This is a genomic window from Glycomyces sp. NPDC021274 (genome assembly GCF_040641195.1).
Classification (GTDB): Bacteria; Actinomycetota; Actinomycetes; order Mycobacteriales; family Micromonosporaceae; genus Glycomyces.
In genome coordinates this window covers 67,259-90,316 of record NZ_JBFADC010000003.1, presented here as the reverse complement: position 1 = coordinate 90,316, position 23,058 = coordinate 67,259, and the positions used below count along the sequence as shown (strand labels likewise).

Annotated in this window: 21 protein-coding genes and 1 pseudogene; 8 read left to right on the top strand and 14 right to left on the bottom strand. The window is 71.1% G+C overall.

Translation table 11 applies throughout. From position 1 onward, the window contains the following. Positions 1 to 315 precede the first annotated feature (315 nt). Complete coding sequence (locus tag AB0I03_RS08045; RefSeq protein WP_360408372.1) at positions 316 to 1,692, top strand: NCS2 family permease; 1,377 nt, start codon at positions 316 to 318, stop codon at positions 1,690 to 1,692. Between the two features lie 58 nt (positions 1,693 to 1,750). Here AB0I03_RS08045 and AB0I03_RS08040 read toward each other — a convergent pair whose 3' ends face one another. The 4 genes from AB0I03_RS08040 to AB0I03_RS08025 all read right to left on the bottom strand — a co-directional run bounded on the left by AB0I03_RS08040 (position 1,751) and on the right by AB0I03_RS08025 (position 5,393). Beyond that, complete coding sequence (locus tag AB0I03_RS08040) at positions 1,751 to 2,953, bottom strand: ABC transporter permease (protein ID WP_360408369.1); 1,203 nt, start codon at positions 2,951 to 2,953, stop codon at positions 1,751 to 1,753. Then, positions 2,950 to 3,819: an ATP-binding cassette domain-containing protein gene (locus AB0I03_RS08035; RefSeq protein ID WP_360408366.1), complete on the bottom strand. Its 870-nt coding sequence runs from the start codon at positions 3,817 to 3,819 to the stop codon at positions 2,950 to 2,952. The genes AB0I03_RS08040 and AB0I03_RS08035 overlap by 4 nt, the downstream gene beginning before the upstream one ends. Positions 3,820 to 4,002: 183 nt before the next feature. Beyond that, the gene (locus AB0I03_RS08030) at positions 4,003 to 4,248 is read right to left on the bottom strand and encodes a hypothetical protein (protein ID WP_360408363.1); all 246 of its coding nucleotides are present in this window, start codon (positions 4,246 to 4,248) and stop codon (positions 4,003 to 4,005) included. 149 nt (positions 4,249 to 4,397) lie between these two features. After that, positions 4,398 to 5,393, bottom strand: a complete 996-nt coding sequence (locus AB0I03_RS08025) for a hypothetical protein (protein WP_360408360.1) — start codon at positions 5,391 to 5,393, stop codon at positions 4,398 to 4,400. A gap of 171 nt (positions 5,394 to 5,564) precedes the next feature. On the opposite strand from AB0I03_RS08025, the gene AB0I03_RS08020 reads away from it, so the two are divergent. Then, entirely contained in the window at positions 5,565 to 6,218 is a 654-nt protein-coding gene (locus AB0I03_RS08020) for a hypothetical protein (protein WP_360408357.1), read from the top strand. Positions 6,219 to 6,241: 23 nt separating this feature from the next. Here AB0I03_RS08020 and AB0I03_RS08015 read toward each other — a convergent pair whose 3' ends face one another. Continuing rightward, positions 6,242 to 7,051 carry a nucleotidyltransferase domain-containing protein gene (locus AB0I03_RS08015; RefSeq protein ID WP_360408354.1) on the bottom strand — a complete coding sequence of 270 codons (810 nt, stop codon included), beginning with the start codon at positions 7,049 to 7,051 and terminating at the stop codon, positions 6,242 to 6,244. 187 nt (positions 7,052 to 7,238) lie between these two features. On the opposite strand from AB0I03_RS08015, the gene AB0I03_RS08010 reads away from it, so the two are divergent. After that, a complete protein-coding gene (locus AB0I03_RS08010) occupies positions 7,239 to 8,459 on the top strand; it encodes an FAD-dependent oxidoreductase (RefSeq protein WP_360408351.1) in 1,221 nt (406 codons plus the stop codon). Here the strand turns inward: AB0I03_RS08010 and AB0I03_RS08005 are convergent. The 6 genes from AB0I03_RS08005 to AB0I03_RS07980 all read right to left on the bottom strand — a co-directional run bounded on the left by AB0I03_RS08005 (position 8,448) and on the right by AB0I03_RS07980 (position 14,580). Continuing rightward, on the bottom strand, positions 8,448 to 9,989 hold the full coding sequence (locus tag AB0I03_RS08005; RefSeq protein WP_360408348.1) for a PH domain-containing protein: 1,542 nt from the start codon (positions 9,987 to 9,989) through the stop codon (positions 8,448 to 8,450). The two genes, AB0I03_RS08010 and AB0I03_RS08005, sit on opposite strands and share 12 nt — an antisense overlap. Then, positions 9,986 to 10,483: a PH domain-containing protein gene (locus tag AB0I03_RS08000; RefSeq protein ID WP_360408345.1), complete on the bottom strand. Its 498-nt coding sequence runs from the start codon at positions 10,481 to 10,483 to the stop codon at positions 9,986 to 9,988. Before AB0I03_RS08000 ends, AB0I03_RS08005 begins: the two co-directional genes overlap by 4 nt. Positions 10,484 to 10,623: 140 nt before the next feature. Beyond that, positions 10,624 to 11,619 (bottom strand): L-glyceraldehyde 3-phosphate reductase, encoded by a 996-nt coding sequence (gene mgrA / locus AB0I03_RS07995; RefSeq protein WP_360408342.1) that lies wholly within the window; start codon positions 11,617 to 11,619, stop codon positions 10,624 to 10,626. 120 nt (positions 11,620 to 11,739) lie between these two features. Then, positions 11,740 to 12,426, bottom strand: coding sequence for a response regulator transcription factor (locus AB0I03_RS07990; protein WP_270117771.1), 687 nt, complete (start codon positions 12,424 to 12,426; stop codon positions 11,740 to 11,742). Positions 12,427 to 12,438: 12 nt separating this feature from the next. Then, positions 12,439 to 13,686, bottom strand: a complete 1,248-nt coding sequence (locus AB0I03_RS07985; RefSeq protein WP_360408339.1) for an ATP-binding protein — start codon at positions 13,684 to 13,686, stop codon at positions 12,439 to 12,441. A gap of 90 nt (positions 13,687 to 13,776) precedes the next feature. Further along, complete coding sequence (locus tag AB0I03_RS07980; protein ID WP_360408336.1) at positions 13,777 to 14,580, bottom strand: phosphoglyceromutase; 804 nt, start codon at positions 14,578 to 14,580, stop codon at positions 13,777 to 13,779. Between the two features lie 288 nt (positions 14,581 to 14,868). Here AB0I03_RS07980 and AB0I03_RS07975 point away from each other — a divergent pair, with 288 nt between their 5' ends. Next, on the top strand, positions 14,869 to 15,288 hold the full coding sequence (locus AB0I03_RS07975) for a hypothetical protein (protein ID WP_360408333.1): 420 nt from the start codon (positions 14,869 to 14,871) through the stop codon (positions 15,286 to 15,288). Beyond that, positions 15,281 to 16,276, top strand: a complete 996-nt coding sequence (locus AB0I03_RS07970) for a hypothetical protein (protein ID WP_360408330.1) — start codon at positions 15,281 to 15,283, stop codon at positions 16,274 to 16,276. The genes AB0I03_RS07975 and AB0I03_RS07970 overlap by 8 nt, the downstream gene beginning before the upstream one ends. 165 nt (positions 16,277 to 16,441) lie before the next feature. On the opposite strand, the pseudogene AB0I03_RS07965 reads toward AB0I03_RS07970, so the two are convergent. Further along, positions 16,442 to 16,750 (bottom strand): annotated as a pseudogene (locus tag AB0I03_RS07965) (YbjN domain-containing protein); the annotation flags it as partial. Further along, positions 16,747 to 17,982: a D-inositol-3-phosphate glycosyltransferase gene (mshA, locus tag AB0I03_RS07960; RefSeq protein WP_360409948.1), complete on the bottom strand. Its 1,236-nt coding sequence runs from the start codon at positions 17,980 to 17,982 to the stop codon at positions 16,747 to 16,749. The pseudogene AB0I03_RS07965 and the gene mshA, both read right to left, overlap by 4 nt. Positions 17,983 to 18,375: 393 nt before the next feature. Here mshA and AB0I03_RS07955 point away from each other — a divergent pair, with 393 nt between their 5' ends. The 3 genes from AB0I03_RS07955 to AB0I03_RS07945 all read left to right on the top strand — a co-directional run bounded on the left by AB0I03_RS07955 (position 18,376) and on the right by AB0I03_RS07945 (position 22,472). Then, complete coding sequence (locus AB0I03_RS07955; protein WP_270117763.1) at positions 18,376 to 18,999, top strand: TetR/AcrR family transcriptional regulator; 624 nt, start codon at positions 18,376 to 18,378, stop codon at positions 18,997 to 18,999. A gap of 105 nt (positions 19,000 to 19,104) precedes the next feature. After that, positions 19,105 to 21,312: a dTMP kinase gene (gene tmk / locus AB0I03_RS07950; protein ID WP_360408326.1), complete on the top strand. Its 2,208-nt coding sequence runs from the start codon at positions 19,105 to 19,107 to the stop codon at positions 21,310 to 21,312. Further along, positions 21,309 to 22,472: a DNA polymerase III subunit delta' gene (locus AB0I03_RS07945; protein ID WP_360408323.1), complete on the top strand. Its 1,164-nt coding sequence runs from the start codon at positions 21,309 to 21,311 to the stop codon at positions 22,470 to 22,472. Before tmk ends, AB0I03_RS07945 begins: the two co-directional genes overlap by 4 nt. Here the strand turns inward: AB0I03_RS07945 and AB0I03_RS07940 are convergent, their stop codons facing one another. Then, positions 22,473 to 23,051 carry a hypothetical protein gene (locus AB0I03_RS07940; RefSeq protein WP_360408320.1) on the bottom strand — a complete coding sequence of 193 codons (579 nt, stop codon included), beginning with the start codon at positions 23,049 to 23,051 and terminating at the stop codon, positions 22,473 to 22,475. Positions 23,052 to 23,058 lie beyond the last annotated feature (7 nt).

The following is a 23,058-nucleotide window of genomic DNA, read 5'->3' as shown; positions in this document are numbered from 1 at the left end:
ATTCGTCGGGTAGGAGACACCGCGACTACCGCCCGCTGCTTGACGGTGCGGTCCTTGTCGGGCCCCCGGAATCCTGCCACCGGGGGCCCGACCCTGAGTCGACGCCCCGGAGCCGTCCCCCCCTTGGCTCCGGGGCGTCGCTTGTTTTCCAGCTCATATCGGGTGCGTAAAACTCACATTCGCAGGCCCCGATCCCTGTCTTCGCCGTGGCGGACCCGGTACATTACCCGCAGGTTCAGACCCGCCCCGTTACCCTGTTTCCCGAGGTGCCAGCTGCCCGGCATCGCACCACGCCTGCACAGGAGTGCCCGCCACATGGCCACCGAAGCCACAGCAGAAGAGAAGAAGGACGCGCCGGAGCCCGGCGGCGTCGACAAGTTCTTCGGCATGACCGAGAACAAGACGAACTGGAAGCGCGAGGTCCTCGCCGGGACCACGACCTTCCTCGCGATGGCGTACATCCTCGCCGTCAACCCCGGCATCCTCAGCTTCGGTCTCTCCGCAGCCGGGGTCGACGCCCCCAACCCGGGCGCGGTCTTCACCGCGACCGCGCTGGCCTCCGCGCTCGGCTGCCTCGTCATGGGCCTGTGGGCCCGCTACCCGATCGCCACCGCACCGGGCATGGGCCTGAACGCGTTCTTCGCGTTCACCGTGGTCCTCACCCTCGGCATCCCGTGGCAGACCGCGCTCACCGGCACGCTCGTCTCCGGCGTGCTCTTCTTCATCCTCGCCGTCACCGGCGCCCGCGAGGCGATCGTGAACGCGATCCCGGCGCAGCTGAAGCTCGCGGTCGGCGCGGGCATCGGCCTGTTCATCGCGTTCATCGGCCTCAAGGGCGGCGGCATCGTCGTCGACTCCCCGGCCACGCTCGTCACCATCGGCGACTTCACCTCCGGGCCCGTGCTGCTCACCGTGTTCGGCCTCATCGTGACCGCCGTGTTCATGGTCCTCGGCTGGAAGGGCGGCGTCTTCTACGGGATGCTCGCCACGCTCGGCCTCGGCATCGCCACCGGCGTCATCGACCTGGAGCTCACCGAGGGCTTCACCCCGAACCTCGACTCGTTCGGCGCGGCCTTCACCGGCTTCGAGGACGCGTTCACCGTCCACATGATCGCGGTCATCCTGACCATGCTGTTCGTGGACTTCTTCGACACCGCCGGGACGCTGTTCGCGGTGGCCGGGCAGGCCGGGCTCGTCAAGGAGGACGGGAAGCTGCCGCGCGCGGGCCGCGCCCTGGCGACCGACTCGATCGCGACCTCGGCCGGCGCGGTGCTCGGCACCTCGACCACCACGGCGTACATCGAGTCCACGGCGGGCGTCTCGGTCGGCGGCCGCACCGGCCTCACCGCCGTGACGACCGGCTTCTGGTTCCTCGTCTCGCTGGTGGCGTTCCCGGTGTTCGGCCTGGTCGCGAACAACCCCGAGGTGACGGCGCCGGCGCTCATCGTCGTCGGCGTGCTCATGGCCAAGGCGCTGGGCAAGATCGCCTGGGACGAGCTCGAGTACGCGATCCCGGCGTTCCTCATCGTCGCCGTGATGCCGCTGACCTACTCGATCTCGAACGGCATCGCCCTGGGCTTGGTGTTCTTCCCGGTCATGATGGCCGCCAAGGGCCGCTGGCGCGAGGTGCACCCGATCGCGTGGGTCCTCATGCTCGCCTCGATCGGGTACTTCCTCTTCTTGACCGAGTAAGCGCGGCAAGCGAAAAGGGCCCGGGGGTTCGCCCCCCGGGCCCTTTCGCCGTGTCAGGCTACGCCGCGCGGCGCAGCGCCTCCGTCAGTTTGAGGCGCGAGCCGGTGTACAGGACGCTGCGCTTGTACAGCTGCGCGCCGAGCGCGAGCGCCCCGGCCGCGGCGAGCACGAGGAGCCCGATCGAGAGGAGGATCTCCCAGGTCGGCACCGTCGCGATGGCCATGCGGGTGGGCATCGTGATCGCCGAGAACGGCGGCACGATCGAGAGGACCTGCGCGAACGTGCTCGTGGGCGCGTTCAGCGTGAAGATCGCGCCGATGTAGCTCAAGGTGAGCGACATGATGAGCGGGGTCAGGACCGACCCGGACTCCTCCTGGCGGGAGACGAGCGAGCCGACGCCGCCCGCGAGCGTCCCGAAGAGGACGAGGGCGATGAGCCACCAGCCGATGGTGGAGACCGCCGCGGAGGCGGTGCCCGGCGGCAGGTCGGCGAGCACGCCGGTGGCGGCGGAGACGCCGAGGCCGACCGCGACCATCGCGACCAGGTTCACCAGGGAGATCACGCCGAGGCCGATGACCTTGCCGCCCAGCAGCTGCCAGGGCTTGAGGCTGGTGAGGAGGATTTCGACGATGCGGCTGGACTTCTCCTCGACCACGCCCATGGCGATGTACTGGACGGGGGTCATGAGCATCATGAACATGATGATGGAGATGACGAGGCCGGTGAAGTAGCTGGTGACCGGGTCGCTCTCGCCCTCGGCGAGCGTGACGGTCTCCAACGGCTGCGGCGTGAGCGCGGTGGCGATCTCGGCGTCGCTGAGTCCGGCCTCGGCGAGGTTCGTCTGCACCGTGGCGGCCTGCCAGGCGGCCTCGAGCTGCGTCTGGAGGCCCTGGTCGGGGTTCTCCTCACTGTAGAGCGTGCCGTCGGCGACAGCGGTGTCGACGGTGCCGTCCTCGACGGCCTGCTCGGCCTCGCCCGCGGAGTCGTACATGGTGATGTCGAAGCCGCCCATGGCGTTGAGCTGGCTCTCCATCGCGGTCGCGTTGGTTCCGGCGAGGCCGATCTTCTCGGCTTCGTCGTCGCCGCCGCCGAGGATCGTGGGCAGCGCGGCGAGCACGCCGACGATGACGACGGTGACGATGAGGCTGACGAGGTTGGCCTTGGAGAGGCCGCGGACGCGGATCTCGCGTCCGGCCACGAGCATGAGGCCCCGCATCCGCGAGGTCTCGGGGGCCCGAGTTTCGGGAGTCTGGGCGCTCATCGGGTCACGGCCTCTCGGAAGATCTCGGCGATGGTGGGCTGGTCGTAGGCGAAGTGGGTGACGCGCCCGGCGGCGGCGGCGATGCGCAGCACCTCCTGGTCGTCGGCGTCCTCCACGAGGTAGTCGTCGCCGTCGCGGGTGACGGTGCCGGGGAGCGCACCGGTGAGGTCTTCGGCGGTCTGCACGCTCACGCGCAGCTGCTTGACCTCCTTGGCCTTCAGCTCCTCGACGGAGCCGGCCGCGATGATCCTCCCGTTGCCGATGATGACCACGGAGTCGCAGAGACGCTCGATGAGGTCGAGCTGGTGGCTCGAGAAGATCACCGGCGCGCCGTCGGCGGCGCGGTCCTTGAGGGCGGTGCCCATGACGTCGACGGCGAGCGGGTCGAGGCCGGAGAACGGCTCGTCGAGGATGAGCGCCTCGGGGTCGTGCACGAGCGAGACCGCGAGCTGGACGCGCTGCTGGTTGCCGAGCGAGAGGTCCTGCACGAAGTCGCCGGAGCGCTCGGTGAGGTTCAGCTGCTCCAGGAGCGCGGCGGCGGAGCGCTTGGCCTCGGCGCGGCTCATGCCGTGCAGCTCACCGAAGTACGCGATCTGCTCGGCGGTCTTCATCTTGGGATACAGCCCGCGTTCTGAGGGCATGTAGCCGAAGCGGCGGCGCGCCTCGACGTCGAGCGGGGCACCGTTGTAGACGATCCGGCCGGAATCAGCGGCGAGCACGCCCATGGCGATGCGCATGGTGGTGGTCTTCCCGGCACCGTTCGCGCCGACGAATCCGACCACTTCCCCGGGGGCTGCGGTGAGCGACACGCCGTCGAGGGCAACGGTGTCGCCGAACCGCTTGTGGAGGTCCTTGATTTCGAGCATGGCTTCACCCTAGGTCGCCTGTTCGGCTCGTTCATCCGCCTTGAGAGGGATACCGGCCCGCCCCTGTTCCTTCGCGAGGAGTAATCGGATCCCGGCCCGGCCGAATCCAGCGCAGCCGCAATATCTCCGATGCACCCCCTTCAGGACATATCCGTCCAAAAATCTCCAACTGGCCTCTGCCGATCACGGAGATCGAACAGAATGGAGGCCGCGCCCGGCGACACACGACGACGCGGCCACGAGCTGGCCCGGATCAAGGAGATCAATGCGGCCTGCGGATGGCGCCTCGAGTCCGGTGAACTCCCTGACCACCTGGCGGTGGTCCTTGCATTCTCGCCAGGAGACGCTGCCGCCCAAGGACTGCAGTTCCCCGCGGACCTCCGGTTCGAGCTGCTCCGCGCCGCTGTTCGCGACCGCGGCAGCGTTCACGCCGCTGTCCTCCATGCCGTGGCCGCAACCCTCGCGTCCGCCGACGAAGCCCGCCGCGAAGCCACGAGCATGGCCTCCGCCGGATCCCCGGCCGAGCGCCTAGAGCCCGACACGTTCGACGGCAGGATGCAACCCCGCATGGCGGTGTCTCAGCGGCCGACGGTCTTCCTGATGCTCCACAGACCGCCGAAGCGGGTGACGGGCTTCGCGGCGAGCTCGTTGAAGCACAGGCCGAAACAGAGCGCGGCCGGCCCGAGGAGGATCATCCACAGGACGATCAGACCGTTCACCCCCAGGTCGCCGGCGGGTTGGTAGGACTCGTCGGCACCGGACAGCGACGCGACCCAGGCCATCCCGACCGCCCACAGGAGCACGGGAACCGCGACCAGCACCCACGTGTACCCGTCGGACGTCCGCTGCAAGGGATCGAGGTGCCGCTCGGCGTAGTTCCTGCGGCGCACGCAGAGCCAGTGCACCGCCCAGCAGCAGGCCGCGATCACGAGCACGAAGGGCAGCAACGGCACCATCGGCTCCTCGAGCAGCGCCTCGGCGTCGTCGCGAGCGTGCCGCACGACGATCCCGGCGTCCAGATCCTCCGGATCGAACACGGCCCACACTTCGACCAGGGCGATGTCGACCGCAGTGTCGACCTCCTCGTCGTCGCCGAACTCGACCGGCTCGGAGTGGAACGGGTAGCGCACGCCGTCGATCGTGGCGTAACCGTCGAAGTACGCGGTCCAACCCGTCTCCGAGTGCTCTTCCCAGTCGGTCATCTCGGTCGCGACCGCCCGGTGGATCTGCGGGTCGCCGTCCGTGAACCGCTGCCAGGCCTCGTCGTCCCCCTGGACACCGGCCGCGAATGCCACTGAGGCGCAACCCAATGCGTACGAGACGAGCAGTACCAGCCGCCGGTACCGAACCTGCGCCCTGGTCGAGACCAGCTCCCGTTCCCGCTCCGACATCATCGCCCTCGCCCGGACCCACCACCACGCGAGCGCCGCGATACCCGCCCCGAACAGCGCCGACGCCGCCGGCGTCGGGAACCGGTAGTCACCAGGACCGATCGAATACCAGTACAGGCCGACCACGCCGTGCAGCGCCAGCGCGGCAAGCCACAGGGGCAGGAGGAGTCGAGAGGTTCCCATGGGGCAGCGCTTTCAGTTGTCGGGAAGGGTGCCATCGAGCTTAGCGGCCGCGCCCGGTCTCCGGAGTCCACCGAACAGCTGCTCGTCGCCACGATCGCAGTGCCACTGCGGCCCGCGGGCAGGCCTTGAGAGCATGGAGCTTTTCCACCGATGCGGTCGGGCGGTATCGACATGGCGAGTGAGGCCGAGATCCGGGAGCGGCTGCGGCACGTCTACTGGATCGGGGGCGGCAGCGGGGCCGGGAAGTCCACTGTCGCCGCGGCGCTGGCGGAACGGTACGGGCTCAGGCTGTACGGCACCGACGCGTCCATGCAGGACCACGCCCGGCGGACCACCGCCGCCGAAGCGCCGCACCTGCACGAGTTCATGGCGATGAGCATGGACGAGCGCTGGCTGCTCCGCTCGCCCGAGACCATGTTCGAGACGTTCCACTGGTTCAGGGGCGAAGGCTTCCACCTCATCATCGAGGACCTGCTGGCGATGCCGCCCGAGCAGGGGATCGTCGTCGAAGGGTTCCGGCTGCTGCCGGCGCTCGTCGCGCCGCTCCTCGCCGATCGCCGCCGGGCCGTGTGGCTGCTGCCGAGCCCGGACTTCCGCGCGTACGCGGTCGACAAGCGGGCCGAGGCCACGAACCGGCCCGGGTTCGTCCACCGGACCAGCGACCCCGAGCGCGCCATGCGCAACCTCGCCGCCCGCGAGCGGTACTTCGTCGAGCGGCTCCGCAACGAGACTCGCGACCTCGGGCTGCAGGCGCTTACCGTTGACGCGGCCCTCGATGAGGAGGCCTCGGTCCGACGCGTGAGCGAATGCCTCGGCCTCTCGTAAGCCCCCGGGGCGATTTCCAGGGGCTAGAAGCCGTGGTTCGCGCGCCAGTGGCGGCGGTGGGCGTCGATCGACCAGGCCGAGATGCGGTCGGTGTCGGGCTCGGCGGGCAGCGCCGTGGCGCCCGCTTCGAGGAGCGCGACGATGCGGGCCCGGACCGCGTCGATCTCGGCGAGCACCGTGTCGAGTTCGGGCACCCCGCCGGACTTGACGCGCAGCACCCGTTTGCGGTCGGCGTCGGGCATCGGCAGGGTGAGCCGGGCGTGCTCGGCGATCTCGAGGCCCTGCAGGCCGAGGCGGAGCGCGTGCGAGGCGTACTTGACGTCGTAGCCGTACCGCTCGACCAGTTCGGGACGGTTGGGCAGCGAGCCCTGGCGGCCCCGGCCGAGCAGGCGGTCGGTCTGGCCGTCGAGGTAGCCGACGAAGCGCTCGACCGCGCGCTGCGAGAGGAACGCGGGCGCGAGCGCGCGCAGCTCCGCGCCCAGGTCGGTGTGCACGTAGACCGACGCTTCGGGGGCGAAGAGCGGCAGCAGGATCGTGGGGTTCCCCGCGATGGCGAGCTTGAGGAACTTCCGCAGCGAGTACATGACCAGGTCGGTGTCGCCGTGCGCGGAGCGGTGGCCCTCGGGCCGGGTCCGCCACACGTAGTGGTCCATCGGGGCGCGCAGGCCGACGGCGCATTCGGGCGGTTCGATGAAGACGCCGATCTCGTCGTGGTCCTCGGTCCCGGCGATCGCGATGCCGTGCAGGCCCGAGCCGACCTCGGTGCGCAGGATCTCGCCGCTGCGGGCGATCGCGGCGTCGCCGTGCTCGGTGTGGGTCGGGTGCTCGGTCATGGGGCCAGCTTGCCAAGAACCGGTGCGGGGCGCGAGCGAGATTCGCTCGTTCGGGGGATTGCGGGCGGTGGCGGCGGGAATCCGCTGAACGGGCCCGCCTGCGCCTGAACGCGGGAGAATGGGGCCGACCCGCCGCCTATCGAGCCGGAGGCGATCGTGAGCCTCGTCGACACTTGGGGAGACGTCAATGAGTAATGCGCCGTACGTCATCGTCGGGGGCGGCCTGGCCGCCTCGAAGGCCGCGCAGACACTGCGCGATGAAGGGTTCGAGGGCGATCTCGTGGTCGTCACCGGCGAGGCCCACCGCCCCTACGAGCGGCCGCCGCTCTCCAAGGACTACCTGCGCGGGGAGGCCGACCGCTCGTCCGTGTTCACCGTCGACGAGGACTGGTACGCCCAGAACGCCGAGCTGCGCACCGGCGAGCCGGCCACCGGCCTCGACCCCGCCCGGCGGCGGCTGACCCTGGCCGACGGGTCCGTCCTCGACTACAAGAAGCTGCTCATCGCCACCGGCTCCAGCCCCCGGCCGCTGCCGATCCCCGGCGCGGACCTCCAGGGCGTGCACCTGCTGCGCACCGTCGAGCAGTCCGACCTGCTGCACGCCGCGATCAAGGACGCCGAGCGCGTCGCGATCGTCGGCGACGGCTGGATCGGCATGGAGGTCGCCGCCTCGGCGCGGCAGCTGGGCCGCGAGGTCACCGTGTTCGGGCTCGGCGCGCAGCCGCTGGAACGCGTCCTCGGCCCGGAGATGGGGCTCGTGTTCGCCCGCCTGCACACCGACCACGGGGTGGAGCTGCTGCGGCGCACGCAGGTCGCGAAGATCCTCGGCGAGGACGGTCGCGCGGTCGGTGTCGCGACCGACGACGGCCGCACGGTCGCGGCCGACGTCGTGCTCCTCGCGGTCGGGGCCACGCCCAACACCGGGCTCGCCGTCGAGGCCGGGATCAATCTGCGGCCCAAGGAGCTCGGCGGCGGGATCGCCGTGGACGGGACGCTGCGCACGAGCGGCCCGGACGTGTGGGCCGCGGGTGACGTCGCCAGCATCCCGTCCGTCCACTACGGACGGCCGATCCGGGTGGAGCACTGGCAGACCGCGCTCGAATCCGGTCCGCACGCCGCGAAGGCGATGCTCGGCGACGAGGCGCCCTACGACAAGCTGCCGTACTTCTTCACCGACCAGTACGACCTCGGCATGGAGTACCTCGGGTTCGTGGCCGGCCCGGACGCCTACGACGAGGTCGTCGTCTCCGGCTCCCTCGAGTCGCTCGAGTTCGTGGCGTTCTGGACCAAGGCCGGGCGGGTGCTCGCGGGCATGGCCGTGAACACGTGGGACCGCATGGCCGAGATCGAGGCGATCATCCGCGCGCCCGAACCGCCGACCACGGCTGACCTGCAGTCATTCCGCTGAGTCCCTGACCAGGAAGGGCCGCAGCAGGTCCGGCACGGCGGCGTCGGCGAAGTCGAGGATCTCGTGCTCGTCGGCGTCGATGACCGCGTAGTGGCCCTTGCCCGCGGCGGTGGTGGCGTCCAGCGTCATGAGGCCCATGCGCCGCTGGAACACCGACTGCTGGAGGCGCCAGCCGATGATCCCGGCGCGGTCGAGGTGGACGGTGGCGCGGCGGGTGCTGCCGCGCCGCGCCACCAGGTAGCGGGGGCCGGCGGTGTGGCCGAGGGACGCGTACGCGTCGAAGGCCGTCCAGACGGCGAACGCCGAGGTCGCGACGGCGGCCAGGACGACGGCGGCGCTGAGCAGCGCGGGCATCGACCACAGCAGGTGCGCCGCGGTCGCCAGTCCTGCGACGACCAGCACGGTCACGGCCGCCCAGCGCAGTCGCCGGTGCAGTGCGGTCTTCGGGTGCGCGGTGAGGCCGGTCGCGAGCGGGCCGACCACCGCTTCGGCGGCGGCGATCGTCTTGTCAAGGGGCGCAGCGGGAACCAGCGTGCTGAGGTCGGAGCCCTCCTGGTCGGTCTTGAGGCCGATCGCGACCACGTCGAGGCGTCCGGCGCCCGCGGTGCGCACGCCGAGCGGTTCGACGATCTCGATGCCGCGGATGCGCTCCTCTTCGAGGCTCAAGGAGCGCGCGATCATGAGGCCGCGGCGCACCCGCAGGGTGCCGCCGGGTTCGCGGTCGAGGCGGTGGTTCCACCAGGCCTCGCCTTGGAGCACGAGGCTCGCGATGGCGCCGAGGACCAGGAGCGCGGCGAGGCCGCCGCCGAGCACGGTCCACGCGCCGTACGCCCCGACCATGTCGGCGGTGACCTCGACGGGCAGGCCGCCCCTGCCGAACCAGTCGGCGACCTGGAAGACCGCGCCGACCGCGACGCCGGCGAGCATCGGGGTGAGGAACGACAGCGGCGCGTACTTGAGCCAGCCGGGCTCCCAGGTGGCGAGGCGCCCTTCGGTGTCGAGGTCGGAGGCGGCGGCGCTGCGGCGGAGGAGTTCCTGGCGGAGCCGGTCGGCCTCGGTGCGGTGGACGGAGTCGAGCGTGAGCGTCTGCTCGGTGGTGGAGCCCGATCCGCTGCCGGTCTCGCCGGTGCCGACCTTGACCTTGGTGAGCCCGAAGGCCCGCTCGAGCGGGTTGGCGGCGAGGTCGACGGAGCGGATGCGTTCGCGCGCAAGGGAGCGGCGGCGTTTGAAGAGGAGGCCGGTGTGCATCTCGACGCGGGACCCGGTGACGCGGTAGCGGGTGGTGCGCAGGCGCACGGCCTCGAACGCGACGACCGCGCCGATGACCAGCGCGGCGCCGGGCACGACCCATGCGAGGGCGATCGGCCAGGAGGTGCCCGAGGCGATGGCGAGCGCGGCGGGCGTGCCGGCGCCGACCATGACGCCGGCCATGTAGAGGGCGGTGGCTTTGAGGCCGTCGCGGTGGAGGCGCAGCCAGGGGGTCTCGGGTTCTGCGGCGGCGTTGCCGGCGCCTGCGGGGAGGTCGCTCATGTCGCGTCCCCGGGGGTGGCGTCGGTGAGCTCGGTGAGGCGTTCGGCGAGCGCGGCGGCCTGGTCCTGTTCGAGCCCTTCGAGTTTGATCGCTCCGGCGGAGGACGCGGTCGTCACGACCAGAGTGGACAGGCCGAAGGAGCGCTGGAGCGGGCCCTGCGTGGTGTCGACGGTCTGGATGCGGGACATCGGGGCGATGCGCCAGGTGCGCCAGAAGTAGCCGGTGAGGGTGTAGACGGCGGTGTCGGTGACCTCCCAGCGGTGGACGCGGTGCCACCAGACCGGCAGGGCCGCAAGGGAGGCGAGGCCGATCAGGGCGATCGCGGCGGCGGGGCCGAGGAGCCAGGGGCGGGCGGGGGCGATGAGGAGGCCGAGCACGGTGAGCGGGGCGACGAGCACGGCGGTGGCGATGGCGAGCTGGACCCGCCACCAGGGCATCACGCGGGGGTCGAACTGGTGCTGGGGCGGACGCAGCATGGTTCTTGACGTGGTCATGCCCCGAATCGTAGTTTCCCGTGACGGACCGGACTTCCGACTCGGGACGGATCTTTCACGGCCCGGGTCCTACCGGGGTACCGCAGGGCCGCCGGAACAGACGCCGTCGAACGGCGCTCGCGGCGGCCCTGCGGCCGCCGTTATCCGATGGCGTGCTCGTCGATCGCGGCGAGTTCCTCGTCGCTGAAGTCGAGGTTCCCGAGCGCGCCGATGTTGTCCTCGAGCTGCTTGACGCTGCTGGCGCCGATGATGACGCTGGTCATGCGCTCGTCGCGGAGGGCCCAGGCGAGGGCGGTCTGCGCGAGGCTCTGGCCGCGGCCGGCGGCGATGTCGTTGAGGGCGCGCACGCGCGCCATCTTGGTCTCCTCGAGCGCGTCCTCGTTGAGGAAGACGCTGGTGCGCACGCGCGAGTCCTCGGGGATGCCCTTGAGGTACCGGTCGGTGAGGAGGCCCTGGGCGAGGGGGCTGAAGACGATGCAGCCCGCGCCGACCTCCTCGAGCGCGTCCAAGAGGCCGTCGCGCTCGGTCCAGCGGTTGAACATGGAGTACGACGGCTGGTCGATCAGCAGCGGCGTGCCGAGGTCCTTGAGGATCGCGGCGGCCCGGCGCACCTGCTCGGCGTTGTAGTTGGAGACGCCGACGTAGAGCGCCTTGCCGGAGCGCACGATCGCGTCGAGCGCGCCCATGGTCTCCTCGAGGGGCGTCTCGGGGTCGGGCCGGTGGTGGTAGAAGATGTCCACATAGTCCAGTCCCATGCGGGCGAGGGACTGGTCGAGCGAGGAGACGAGGTACTTGCGCGAGCCCCAGTCGCCGTACGGGCCGTTCCACATGTGGTAGCCGGCCTTGGAGGAGATGACGAGCTCGTCGCGGTACGGGCGCAGGTCCTCGGCGAGGACGCGGCCGAAGTTCTCCTCGGCGCTGCCGGCGGGCGGGCCGTAGTTGTTGGCGAGGTCGAAGTGGGTGACACCGAGGTCGAACGCGCGGCGAATGATGGCCCGCTGAGTCTCCAGGGGCCGGGTGTGGCCGAAGTTCTGCCACAGGCCGAGGGAGATCGCGGGGAGTTTCAGGCCGCTGCGGCCGGAGCGGCGGTACTGCATGGTCTTCTCGTAGCGGTCGTCCGCGGGAAGGTAAGTCACTGGTGCAGCCTATCCATCGGTGCCGCCGACCCGCCTCGGCAATCGCATACCGAGAGGCCTATACCATATATCCTATAGGATCCGGGGCGGGGTGAACGGCGGGTGAAGCGCGCTGGGGGCCTACGCGTGGGGGTCGAACTTGTAGCCGAGGCCGCGCACGGTGACGAGGTGGCGGGGCTTGCCCGGCTCGGGCTCGATCTTGGAGCGCAGCCGCTTGACGTGCACGTCGAGGGTCTTCGTGTCGCCCACGTAGTTCGCGCCCCAGACGCGGTCGATGAGCTGGCCGCGGGTGAGCACGCGCCCGGCGTTGCGCAGCAGCATCTCCAGCAGCTCGAACTCCTTGAGCGGCAGCTGCACGTCACTGCTGTTCACGGTGACCGTGTGGCGGTCGACGTCCATGCGCACCGGGCCGGCCTCGAGCACGGTGACGATCGGGTCGTCCGGCTCGGCGGAGCGGCGCAGCACCGCGCGGATGCGGGCCACGAGCTCGCGGGAGGAGTACGGCTTGGTGATGTAGTCGTCCGCGCCCAGCTCCAGACCCACCACCTTGTCGACCTCGGAGTCGCGGGCGGTGACCATGATGATCGGCACGTTCGAGTTCGCCCGCAGCTCACGGCACACTTCGGTGCCCGACTTCTCGGGCAGCATCAGGTCGAGCAGGACCACGTCGGCCCCGGCGCGCTCGTACTCCTTGATGGCGGCGTCGCCATCGGCGGCGACGGCCACCTCGAAGCCCTCCTTGCGGAGCATGTAGGAGAGGGCATCGGAGAACGATTCCTCGTCTTCAACTACGAGCACGCGGGTCACGAGTGAACCTTTCTACAGGCCGGCTTGCTGGGATGTTCCGATTGCATCCGATTCCGGTGCCGTGGCGTCGGACGGAAGGGAACGAGCAGGCAACATCAAGGTAAACACTGATCCGGCTTCGGGCATACTGGACACTTCCACCCTACCCCCGTGGTTGACCGCCACATGCTTGACGATCGCCAGGCCGAGGCCGGTGCCGCCCGTGGAACGCGAGCGCGCCGCGTCCACGCGGTAGAAGCGTTCGAAGATGCGGTCGAGCTCCTCCGCGGGAATGCCGATCCCCTGGTCACGCACCGCGATGCACACCATCTTGACCCCCGCCAGGTGCCCCGTGGGGGAGGCGATGGAGGTGGCGACCTCGACGGCCGTGTGCTCAGGTGAATAGGAGATGGCGTTGCCCACGAGGTTCTTCACCGCGGTCACCAGTTGGGACTCCGAACCGAGCACTTCCGCGCCGCGCACCCCCGAGTACGTGAGCTCGATGCCCTTCTCCTCGGCCGCGATGCGGGTCTGGTCGAAGGCCTCGGCGATGATCCGGTCCACCTCCACCGGCTCCGGGTCGGGCAGCTTCTCCGCGCCCTGCAGCCGCGACAGCTCCAGAAGGTCGGAGACCAGGTGGTTCATCCGCTTGGACTCGGACTGGATGCGGGCGGCGAACCGCGCCGACGCGTCCGGGTCCTCCGCGGCGTCCTTCAACGCCTCGGCGAGGATCTGCATGGCCCCGACCGGGGTCTTCAGCTCGTGGCTGATGTTCGCGACGAAGTCCCGGCGCACCCGCTCGACGCGGTGCAGCTCCGAGATGTCCTGGAACTCGGCCACGGACACGCCGTCGGGCAGCGGCGTGATGCGCACGCTCACAGCGCTCGGCTCGCCCATGACCTGCTTCGGAACCTCGATCTCCGCGTCCCGGTAGCGGCCGGAGCGGCGGGCCTGGGCCAGTAGCGCGCGCAAGGTCAGCGAGACGATCTCATGGTCGTCCACCAGGCCCAGGTCGCGGGCGGCCCGGTTCGTGTAGAGGACGCGGTTGTGGTCGTCGACCAGGCACACGCCGGTGCGCAGCAGGTCGGTCGCGGCCTCCCAGGGGCGGGAGTCGGCGACGGGGGCGGTGCGGACTTCAGGGCGGGGAGTGCCGCGGTGCCGGGTGCGCAGGAGCGCGGAGGCGGCGGCGCCGAAAGCGGCTCCCGCGGCCAGACCGGTGAGGACGCGACCAGCGCTTTGGCGCAGGGCGGCGAGCGGCGGCGACGAATCATTGTGGGCCACGCCCCCCAGACTAGGACCGAAACGGCCCGGCGTCGAACGCCGGGCCGTAACCGATGTCACCCCGCGTTAACGCAGAGTGCACATTCGGGCTTAATTCTTGCCTTCCGCGGCGACCGCGGCGGCGGCAGCGGCGTCAGGTTCGGGCTTCTGGCCCTGCGAGGCGACCGCGGCGGCAGCGGCGGCGGCGGCCTCGGGGTCGAGGTACTTGCCGCCCGGGACCACGGGCTTGAGCGTGGTCTCGTCCAGCTCGTACACCAGGGGCATGCCGGTGGGGATGTTCAGCTTGACGATCTCCTCGTCGGAGACGCCGTCGAGGTGCTTGACGAGGGCGCGCAGCGAGTTGCCGTGCGCGGCGACCAGGACGGTCTTGCCGGCCCTGAGGTCGGGGACGATGCCGTCGTACCAGTAGGGGAGCATCCGCTCGAGGACGTCCTTGAGGCACTCGGTGGCCGGCACGATCTCGGGGGCGAGGTCGGCGTACCGCGGGTCGCCGTCCTGGGAGAACTCCGTGCCGGCCTCGATCGCGGGCGGCGGCGTGTCGTAGGAGCGGCGCCAGGTCATGAACTGCTCCTCGCCGAACTCGGCGAGCGTCGCGGCCTTGTCCTTGCCCTGGAGCGCGCCGTAGTGGCGCTCGTTGAGCCGCCAGTGCCGCTTGACGGGGACCCACGCGCGGTTCGCCTCGTTGAGCGCGAGCTCGGCGGAGGTGATGGCGCGGCGCAGCAGTGAGGTGTGCACGACGTCCGGCAGCAGTTCGACCTCGGCGAGCAGGCGGCCGCCCCGGCGGGCCTCGTCCTCGCCCGCCTCGGTCAGCTTGACGTCGACCCACCCGGTGAACAGGTTCTTGGCATTCCATTCGCTTTCGCCGTGGCGAAGCAGCACGAGAGTGTAGGTCATGGCCCCTATCCTGCCGTGCCGCGCCCTGCCCTGCCGCCCGGTCGGCGGACGGGTGTGGCGGGCGTCGCCGTCCGGGGGCCGGACCGCGCCCGCGGCCTCGGACGACGCCCGCCGGCCGCGTTGTGCCGGTTGATACCGGATGGTCCACGTTGTGGGACGGTGTGCCATATCGACTTCCGGGCCTTGTGGACTGTTGCAGGTGCCGATAGCGTCTGGTCAGCGCGCGGTCACAGGCGCCAACCGAGATGACCGCGCGCCGTGAATCACCCTGCACTGGAAGGAGTCCGAATGAACAGGGGACCTCGGTCCACTCTAGCCCGCGTGCTGCGCCGGATCGGAGCGGCGGCCGCCATGGCCGTCCTCGTGGCCGCCGGCGCGGCCGCACTGCCGTCACCGGCGACCGCGGGCGGCGTCAACTACACGATGACCTGCGACGACTGGTGGTCGGGCGTGTCGACCACCAACGGCGACGACTACGGCGAGACGATGCGCTGGAAATCCCGCTTCACGTCCTGCGGCGAGCACTACGCCTGGGTCAACGTCTACTACTCCAACTCCAGCGGCGCCGGCAGCACCGGCAAGAAGCGGTCCACCAGCTCGGCCACGGTGGGCAACCCGGTGACGGTGCGGTACTACCGCAACGGCGTCGACAAGGCCTGGCACTCGGGTTGCGGCTCAGGCTGCCACGCCGAGTGGACCTATGCCTGACCGCCTGCACGGCCGGGCCGCCCTCGGCGTCCCGGCCCTCCTCGCCGCGGCGCTCCTGACCGGCTGCGCCGAACCCCCCGAACCGATCGACCGCGCGACCGCCGAAGCCGTGCTCGCCGACAACATGGCCTCGGCCGACCAGGTCGAGCAGGCCCTCGAACGGGTCGCGAAGCTGTGCGTCGAGAACCTCGGCTTCACCGTGCACCCCGTCGCGGCCGAGTACGAGGAGGCCGCCGGCATCCGCGACCTGCTCGGCACCTGGGTCTACTCCGCGCCCGACCCCGCCCTGCCGCCCGAGGAGGTCTACGGCATCCGGGTCGACGACCCCGCCATCACCCTCATGTACGAGGGCCCGGACGGGGAGGGCGTGTACACCGAGCCCGACCCGTTCACCGCACTGCCGCAAGCGGACCAGGACGCCTACTTCGAGGCGTACTACGGCTCGCCGGGCATGGCGGCCGAGACCGTGCTGCTGCCCGACGTCGGCGAATCGGAGCGCGCCGCCGGCGGGTGCATGCGCGAAGCGGAGGACGCCCTCGCCGACGGCGCGTACCCCGACTACCTCAACCACGCCGGCCTCGCGGGCGCGCGCGGCGGCACCGACTGGGCGACCGACGAGCGGGTGGCCGAGGCGCTCAACGCCTGGTCCGACTGCATGGACGCACGCGGCCACGACTACGGGGAGCCGATCCATCTGCGCAGCGCCCTGTTCTCCAGGGCCGGGGACCTCAAGGCCGCGTGGCAGATCGACGGTTCGATGTCCCTTGAGGAGGCCGAGGCGGCGCTGGCGGAGGAGGTGCTGGCGACGGCCGAGGACGACGCGGCGTGCCATGCCGAGTCGCGGTTGGAGGAGGTGCAGGTCGCGGTGTTCTGGGAGTACTTGATCGCCTATGTGAGCGGCAACGAGGAGGCGTTCTACTCGTTCCATCAGCGCGCGCAGGACATGGAGGTGCGGGCGCAGGAGATCCTGGCGGCCGGGCGCCTGTAACTCGCGGGGCTTGAGGTGCTCGAAGGCCGCGAGGTTCTTCGTGGACTCGCCGCGGGCGAGGCGCCAGCGCCACTCCTCCTCGATGGAGGTGCGGAAGCCGAGTTCGAGGATGACGTTGAACGCGGTGTCGGCGGCTTCGAGGACCTGGCCGAGGACGCGGTCGAGCTCGGCGGCGGTGATCGCGGTGAACGGGAGGCGGCCGACGAGGTGGATGTCCTCCTCCTCGTCGACCGCGAACGCCACGGCGTACAGCTTCCCGTTGCGGCGCAGGAGTTCCGCCCAGACCTGCTCGTGCTGCTCCTCGGGCCTGCGGGCGACGAAGGCCTCGACGCGCAGGGCGTGGTCTTCGAGCACGAGCCCGCAGGTGATGGTGAGCTTGCGCTGCCCGGGGAGGCTGACGACGACCGAGCGGGGCGTGTCGGCGCGGTAGTCGGCGCCGATCGCCTCGAGTGCGGCGTGGAGCTGTTCGATCACCGGTTCAGGGTAATCGCCTGGGAGCGGGCGAGGAGGGCGCGGCGGTAGGCGCCGCTGAGGCCTTCGGCGGTGGACTGCCAGGAGAAGCGCGCGGCGTGGGCGCGGGCGCCGGCGGCGAGGCGTTCGCGCAGGCCGCCGTCGCCCATGAGGCGGCCGAGGGCGGCGGCCCAGTCGTCGGAGGAGTGGGAGTCGACGAGGAGCCCTGAGCGGTCGTCGCTGACGGCGGTGGTGAGGCCGCCGACTTTCGCGGCGAGAACTGGAGTGCCCGCCGCTTGGGCCTCGAGGGCGACGAGGCCGAACGACTCGTTGTAGCTGGGGACGGCGACGGCGTCGGCGGCCCGGTAGACCTGGGCGAGCGCTTCGCCGGAGCGGGGGGTGCGCCATTGGACCCGGTCGCCGAGGCCGAGCTCGCCGGCGAGTTTGGGGAGCCAGTACAGGTCGGTGTTGGAGGGCCCGCCGACGAAGACGGGCACGATGCGCTCGGCGAGCTGCGGGTCGGTCTCGCGCAGGCGGGCGAGGCCGCGCAGGAGCACGTCCGGCGCTTTCGCGGGCTGGATGCGGCCGACGAACGCGACGACGAGGGCGTCCTGGGGCAGGCCGAGGGCCTGGCGGGCGGTGTACCGGTCGCCGGGGCGGAAGACGCCGAGGTCGACGCCGGGGTGGATGACCTCGACGCGGCGCTCGTCCGCGCCGTAGTAGCGGTGCAGCTCTTCGGCTTCGGCGGCGGTGTTGGCGATGAGGAGGTCGGCCTCGGTGGTGATCTGCTCCTCGCCGACGACGCGGCCGATCGGCTCGGGGGAGTCCCCTGCGGCGAGCTGCGCGTTCTTCACTTTGGCGAGGGTGTGGAAGGTCTGGACGAGCGGCACGCCCCACCGGTCGGCGGCGACCCACGCGGCCTGGCCGGAGAGCCAGTAGTGGGCGTGGATGAGGTCGTAGTGGCCGGGCCGGTTGTGGGCCTCGGCGCGCAGGAGCCCGCCGGTGAACGCGCACAGCTGCGTCGGGAGGTCGTTCTTGGACAGGCCCTCGAAAGGCCCGGCGGGGAGGTGGTGGACGAGAACGCCGGGCGCCGCCTCCACTGTGGGGGGCTCGTCGGAGCTGGTGGCGCGGGTGAAGACCTCGACTTCGACGCCCGAGCGGGCGAGTTCGCGGGCGGTGTTGAGGACGTACACGTTCATGCCGCCCGCGTCGCCCGTGCCGGGCTGCGCGAGCGGCGAGGTGTGCACCGAGACCATCGCCACGCGACGGACGTTCTGCTTTCGGCATCGTGCCCTGAAGGCCGGCGTGCGCCGCTGCTGCATCTGGTTGTCCTCTCCTGCGCCTGCTTGTCCCCTGAAGCAACGCGCAAAACCCTCGCAATCCTTCCGTGTCCGGGTGTTCACGCACAACCGCCGCAACCGTGAGAGTGATGAACTCCGCATTTCGTCAAGCCGTTTCGCGACATGACGGTCGAGACCGCCTGATCGTCGCTCGCGGGGTGAAGTTGGAATTTCCCTCGCGACACGACCGGGAATGAGCCTCAAATCCGGGCAAGTCGTCCATGATGGGGATACTTGTCATCACAGGGGGGAGACAACACCATGAGCACTGCTACCGTGCCGGCCGCAAGGCAGCCCACGATGTCACCGGTGTCCAAGTTCGGTGCCACGCATTCGCTGCGGCGCCTGCCGGTCCAGGAGCGTTCGGCCGCGCGCGTGCGCCGGATGCTGGACGCCGCCGCGGACCTGATCGAAGAGGTCGGCTACGACCGGCTCTCGACCACCGCCATCGCCCAGCGCGCCGACGTCGCCATCGGCTCGGTCTACCAGTTCTTCGGGGACAAGCGCTCGCTTGCCGAGGCACTGAGCCAGCGCTACATCGACCTGTACTTCGAGCGCCTCGCCGCCCGCTTCGACGCCGAACCGCCCGCCGACTGGCGCGGCGGGGTCGAGGCCGCCATCGACGAGTACGTCCAGATGTACCGGACCGCGCCCGGCTTCCGCGTGCTCCACCTGGCCGACGCCATCGACCCGGGCCGGGCCGACGCCGTCACCACCGGCGGCGACGTGATCGCCGACCAGATCCTCGCCGGACTCGCCCAGCGCTTCGGCATCGGCGGCGACGACGAGCTCAACAAGACCGTCACCGTGGCCGTCGAGACCGGGCAGGCCCTGGTCCGCCTGGCCTTCCGCCGCGACCCCGAAGGCTGCTCCGCTTCGATCGCCGAAGCCGCCGACGTCGTCTGCGACTACCTCGGACGCCGCCTTCCGTAAGGAGGGTCCCAGGCCACTCAAACCACCGCGCCGGGGCATCTGACCGCACTGGGCCGACTAGTCTCGTAGTCGACCCGGTGCGGTCTCTGACTTTCGAGGAGCAGCATGGCGAACACGCTTGGCGATATCCAGACGGTGCTGCGGATCCGCCCGTTCAGACGCCTCTGGACCGTCCTCGGACTGGCCTCCTTCGGCGACTGGCTGGCCATCTTCGCCACCGCCGGATTCGCCCAGTCCCTGTTCGACGACCCCGCGGCCAAGGGCGCGGCGTTCTCGGCCACCATCGTGCTGCGGCTCCTGCCGTCCCTGGTGCTCGGCCCGGTCGCGGGCGTCTTCGCCGACCGGTTCGACCGGCGCAAGACCATGGCCGCCTGCGACACCGCCCGCTTCGTGCTCATCGCCTCCGTCCCGACGGTGTACCTCATCACCGACAACACGGCCGTCACCGTCGCCTGGCTGGCCATCGCCCAGCTGTGCATCGAGGGCGCGGTCCTCATCTGGTCGCCCGCGAAGGAGGCGGCCGTCCCGAACCTCCTCCCGCCGGAGAAGTACGAGGCCGCCAACCAGCTCAGCCTCGCCACCACGTACGGCATCGCCCCGCCGCTCGCGTTCGCCGTCCTCGCGATCCTCGAACGCGGCTCCGCGGTCTGGTCGAACCTCGGCACCTGGGCCGAGCCGATGGTCATCGCGCTCTACCTCACGGCCGCGATGTTCGCGATCCTGGCCGTCACCGTCTACTTCTTCATCCCGCAGATCTCCGGCCGCATCGGCAAGGTCGGCAGCAGCACCACCAGCGTCTGGCACGACTTCGTCGAAGGCTGGTCCTACCTGCGCACCTCCGAGCGGGTCCGCGGCCTCATCGTCGGCATGCTCGGCGCGTTCAGCGGCGCGGGCATCCTCATCGGCGTCGGCACCGTCTACGCCACCACCCTCGGCGCGGGCGAAGCCGCGTTCTACACCCTCGCGGTGTTCCTCTTCCTCGGCCTCGGCGGCGGCATCGCCTTCGGGCCCAAGCTCATCGGCGAGCTCTCGCGGCTGCGCTGGTTCGGCATGAGCATCGTCCTCGCCGGCAGCGGCCTCGCGCTCGACGCGGTCGCCCCGCACATGGTGTTCTCCGTGATCGGCTCGCTCGTCATCGGCCTCGGCGCCGGCATGGCGTTCCTCGCCGGCATCACGCTCCTCCAGCGCGAGACCGAGGACGAGATCCGCGGCCGCATGTTCGCGTTCATCGCCGTCTCCGCGCGCGTCATCCTCATGCTCTCCATGACGATCGCCGCGCCGCTCGCCGGCTGGCAGGCCGCCCGGCGGCTCGACCTCGGCTTCGCCGAAGTGCCCCTCTCGATGAGCCGCATCCTCCTGTTCGTCGCCGCCGCCCTCGTCGTCTGGCTCGGCGTCACCGCCTTCAAGTCCATGGACGACAAGCCCGGCGTGCCCGTCCTCGCCGACCTCTGGTCCTCCCTGCGCGGCCGCCCGCTCACGGCCCCCGATCCGGTCGCCGGCTCCGGCTTCTTCGTCGTCTTCGAAGGCGGCGAGGGCGCCGGCAAGTCCACGCAGTCCGTCAAGCTCGCCGCGTGGCTCAAACTCCGCGGCTACGAGGCCGTCCTCACCCGCGAGCCCGGCGCCACCGACATCGGCATGCGCATCCGCTCCCTCGTCCTGGACTCCGGGGGCGACTCCGCGCCCGCGCCCCGCGCCGAAGCGCTCCTGTTCGCTGCCGACCGCGCCCAGCACGTCGAGAAGGTCATCCGCCCCGCCCTCGAACGCGGCGCCGTCGTCGTCTCCGACCGCTACATCGACTCCTCGATCGCCTACCAGGGCTCCGGCCGCGCCCTCGGCAAGGACGAGGTCGCGTGGGTCTCCACCTGGGCCACCGGCGGCCTCAAGCCCGACCTCACCGTCCTCCTCGACGTCGACCCCGCCAGCGGCCTCCACCGCGCCAAGGCCGGCGGCGACGGCGACCGCCTCGAGCAGGAGCAGCTCGACTACCACGAGCGGGTCCGCGAGACCTTCCTCCAGCTCGCCGCGGCCGAGCCCGGCCGGTACCTCGTCATCGAAGCCGGCGGCACCCCCGACGAGATCGCCGCCCGCGTGCGCGACGCCGTCGCCGAACGCCTCGACATCCGCACCCAGACCTCCCGCACCGAGACCGGCTGGCCCGGCCTCGACACCGAACGCACCGGCCCTGAACGCACTGCGGCAGCAGGCAACGGCACCGTGCAGAACGGCACCGCCGAGCCCGAGGCCGGGCCCGCCGCCGAATCCACCAAGGACTACGGCTGGGACACCCTCACCGAGGAGGCCGGCCGCCCGTGAACGCCACCGTCGCCGGAGTCTTCCGCGAGCTCGTAGGGCAGGACGACGCCCAGCGGATCCTCGCCGACGCCGCCCGCGGCGTCGGCATGACCCACGCCTGGCTCTTCACCGGCCCGCCCGGCTCCGGCCGCTCCACCGCCGCCGTCGCGTTCGCCGCCGCACTCCAATGCGCCGACCGGGGCTGCGGCGAGTGCCACACCTGCCACACGGTCCTCGGCGGCACGCACGCCGACGTCACCAGGGTCATCCCGGAGGGCCTGACCCTCGGCGTCGACCAGGTCCGCCGCCTCATCCTCGAAGCGAGCCGCGCCCCCACGCAGGGGCGCTGGCAGGTCCTCATCGTCGAAGACGCCGACCGCCTGACCGAGGCCGCGGCGAACGCGCTGCTGAAAGCGGTCGAGGAGCCGCCGGAGCGGACCGTGTTCCTGCTGTGCGCGCCTTCGACGAACCCGGCCGAGGTCTCGGTGACGATCCGGTCCCGCTGCCGCGTCCTGGGGCTGCGCCAGCCGCCCGCCGGGGCGATCGCCGACCTCCTGGTGAGCCGCGACGGCCTCGACAGGCGCGAAGCGGAGCTGTACGCCGCCGCGGCGCAGGGCCATGTCGGCCGGGCGCGGCGGCTCGCCACCGACGCGGAGGCGCGGGCGAAACGCCACGACGTACTGCAGATCCCGCGCCGCCTGACCGGGCTCGGGGCGTGCTTCACGGCCGCGGTCGAGCTGATCGAGGCCGCCGAGGCCGAGGCCTCGGGCGTCTACACCGACCAGTCGGCGGCGGAGAAGGAAGCGCTGGAGACCGCGCTCGGCAAGGGCGGCACCGGGAAGGGCGCGTCGAAGGCCGCGCGCGGCTCGGCGTCGGCCCTGAAGGAGCTGGAGAAGCGCCAGAAGACCCGCGACACGCGGGCGCAGCGCGACTCGCTCGACCGGGCCCTGGTCGACCTCGCGGCGTTCTACCGGGACGCGCTCGCGGCCGGGTTCGGCGCGCGCGTCGACCCGATCCACATCGACATGGCGGACACGACCAGGGCGGCGGCCGCGAAGCTCAGCGCCGAGTCCCTGCTGCGCCGCATCGACGCGATCCTGGAGTGCCGCAAGGCGATCGAAGCGAACGTCCGCCCCCGGATCGCGGTCGAGGCGATGATGACGAGGCTCTGGCAGAGCTAGTCACTGCGTCCACAGGTGCTGGATGAACGCGTCCTGCGCTTTCGGGACCGTGCCGGTGCGCTGCCACCGGTACCAGGCGCGCTCCTCGACGACCCGCACGCAGAAGTCGCCGTCGAGCTCGAATGCCTCTGAGACGCAGCGGAAGTCGTCGCGGAACCCGCTGTCGGTCCAGTACCAGACCCGCTGCCCGATCAGGCCGGGCACGTCCGAGGCGGGGTACGGGCGGCGGATCGGGGGCGAGTCCGGGTCGGTGAGGCGCTCGATCAGGTAGCCCGGTCGCGGTGCGCCCGTGCCGGGTTCGGGCTTCTGCACGTACACGTCGGCGGCCGGCACGAGGCTCGCGTAGGCGTCGCCGTCGCCGTCGACCGCCCGGTAGTAGTCGGCCTCGGCGATCAAGGGCACCAGCAGCGTCCCGTCGCGCGTCACCGGGTCGTCGGCCCGCAGGTCGAACTGCCAGCCGCAGCCCGCCGCGCCCGCGATCACCCGGGAGGAGTGGAGGTCGAACGCGCGCGTCGCGGGCACCGGGACCAGGGACGGAGGCGGCTCGGGGACGTCGAAGGCATTGCCGGACAGGCCCAATGGGAAC

What these genes read in the sequence shown, in the direction of transcription:
- AB0I03_RS08045 (WP_360408372.1), top strand. Translation starts at nt 316, where the DNA reads ATGGCCACCGAAGCCACAGCAGAAGAGAAGAAGGACGCGCCGGAGCCC.
- AB0I03_RS08040 (WP_360408369.1), bottom strand. Translation starts at nt 2,953, where the DNA reads ATGAGCGCCCAGACTCCCGAAACTCGGGCCCCCGAGACCTCGCGGATG.
- AB0I03_RS08035 (WP_360408366.1), bottom strand. Translation starts at nt 3,819, where the DNA reads ATGCTCGAAATCAAGGACCTCCACAAGCGGTTCGGCGACACCGTTGCC.
- AB0I03_RS08025 (WP_360408360.1), bottom strand. Translation starts at nt 5,393, where the DNA reads ATGGGAACCTCTCGACTCCTCCTGCCCCTGTGGCTTGCCGCGCTGGCG.
- AB0I03_RS08020 (WP_360408357.1), top strand. Translation starts at nt 5,565, where the DNA reads ATGGCGAGTGAGGCCGAGATCCGGGAGCGGCTGCGGCACGTCTACTGG.
- AB0I03_RS08015 (WP_360408354.1), bottom strand. Translation starts at nt 7,051, where the DNA reads ATGACCGAGCACCCGACCCACACCGAGCACGGCGACGCCGCGATCGCC.
- AB0I03_RS08010 (WP_360408351.1), top strand. Translation starts at nt 7,239, where the DNA reads ATGAGTAATGCGCCGTACGTCATCGTCGGGGGCGGCCTGGCCGCCTCG.
- AB0I03_RS08005 (WP_360408348.1), bottom strand. Translation starts at nt 9,989, where the DNA reads ATGAGCGACCTCCCCGCAGGCGCCGGCAACGCCGCCGCAGAACCCGAG.
- AB0I03_RS08000 (WP_360408345.1), bottom strand. Translation starts at nt 10,483, where the DNA reads ATGACCACGTCAAGAACCATGCTGCGTCCGCCCCAGCACCAGTTCGAC.
- AB0I03_RS07980 (WP_360408336.1), bottom strand. Translation starts at nt 14,580, where the DNA reads ATGACCTACACTCTCGTGCTGCTTCGCCACGGCGAAAGCGAATGGAAT.
- AB0I03_RS07975 (WP_360408333.1), top strand. Translation starts at nt 14,869, where the DNA reads ATGAACAGGGGACCTCGGTCCACTCTAGCCCGCGTGCTGCGCCGGATC.
- AB0I03_RS07970 (WP_360408330.1), top strand. Translation starts at nt 15,281, where the DNA reads ATGCCTGACCGCCTGCACGGCCGGGCCGCCCTCGGCGTCCCGGCCCTC.
- mshA (WP_360409948.1), bottom strand. Translation starts at nt 17,982, where the DNA reads ATGGTCTCGGTGCACACCTCGCCGCTCGCGCAGCCCGGCACGGGCGAC.
- tmk (WP_360408326.1), top strand. Translation starts at nt 19,105, where the DNA reads ATGGCGAACACGCTTGGCGATATCCAGACGGTGCTGCGGATCCGCCCG.